Source organism: Oleiphilus sp. HI0125, assembly GCF_001635355.1.
This window is the reverse complement of record NZ_LWGF01001291.1, coordinates 1-1,409: the sequence shown is the minus strand read 5'-3', so window position 1 is coordinate 1,409 and position 1,409 is coordinate 1. Positions and strand designations below refer to the sequence as shown.

Below are 1,409 nucleotides of genomic sequence, written 5' to 3'. Positions count from 1 at the left end.
GTTAGTAGTAAAGCCAACCTGGTTATTGATTACGATATGAATCGAGCCGCCAGTCTTGTATCCACGCGTCTGAGACATCTGAAATGTCTCCATCACCACGCCTTGACCGGAAAACGCAGCATCGCCGTGCATAATAATCGGCAACACACTATTACCAACAGCATCTTCGCGACGATTTTGTCTTGCCCGAACCGAGCCCTCAACCACAGGAGATACAATCTCAAGGTGAGAAGGATTAAATGACAAGGCTAAGTGTGCCTCACCACCCGGAGTCATAACGTTAGATGAGAAACCTTGGTGATATTTCACGTCACCCGAGCTATCAATCAACTTCTTGCCATCAAACTCGTCGAAAAGGTCTTTGGGGTTTTTACCGAGAGTATTAACCAGTACATTAAGACGACCACGGTGAGCCATGCCAATAACGATCTCTTTCGCGCCATAACCACCGGCACGTTGGATCAGCTCATCGACAAGAGGAATTAAGCTTTCCCCGCCTTCTAAGCCAAATCGTTTTGTCCCCGGATAACGAGAACCAAGATATTTCTCTAAACCTTCGGCAGCGGTAAGACGCTCTAAAAGATGAAAGCGCGTATCTCTTTCATATTCAGGCTTACCTTGTACGGATTCCAATCGCGCGTGAAACCATGCGCGCACCTTTGTATCAACGATGTGCATATATTCAGCACCAATTGAAGAACAATAGGTTTGTTTTAACCCTGAGACAATGTCTCTCAGTGGTAAGGTTTCAGGACCAAAAGCCAAACTACCTGTTTGAAACTCTGTATCTAAATCCGCTTCACTCAATCCATGATAAGAGAGATCTAAATCTTCAACATTCTCACGCTCCATTAACCCCAAAGGATCAAGCGACGCCGCTTGATGCCCACGAATTCGATAAGCACTAATCAGCTGAAGCACTTTAACTTGCTTCGCATCATGCTCTGACACTGCGCTTGCAGGAGTTGCAGAGCTAGCTGTTAACGCTTTGTTTTTTGAAATATGGAGAAATTGCTCGCGTACCGTAGAATGCGGTACGTCTTTGGCTGAATAGCCATCGACACGAGGAAGTTGATCAAAATAAGAACGCCACTCTTCTGGCACACTATTGGGATCGCTTAGATAAGAGTCATAAAGTTGTTCAACATAAACTAAATTGCCACCGGCCAGATGGGATGTCTGCCAGAGTAGCTCCATGTTGTTGTCTTGCATTAAATATTCGCCTTGTTAGCATCAAATGCGGACCGAGTTTTCCTTAAAAGCAATGAACACAAGCACGAAAAAGCGATTGCGAAACTTCCTTGGTTTGGGGGGATAACCCCGTCCCGGTATTTGAACACACCTTCGCCGCCTTTTAAGCAGCAAACTGCTCTAAAACTGCCCTTCACGTTATTGGGATAGCAAATAAC

At 45.4% G+C, this 1,409-nt stretch carries 1 protein-coding gene; it reads right to left on the bottom strand.

Annotation, left to right across the window (positions count from 1 at the left end; translation table 11 throughout):
• On the bottom strand, positions 1–1,212 hold a 1,212-nt coding region (locus tag A3762_RS22360), incomplete at its 3' end, for a thiamine pyrophosphate-dependent enzyme (RefSeq protein WP_255375076.1).
• Positions 1,213–1,409 lie beyond the last annotated feature (197 nt).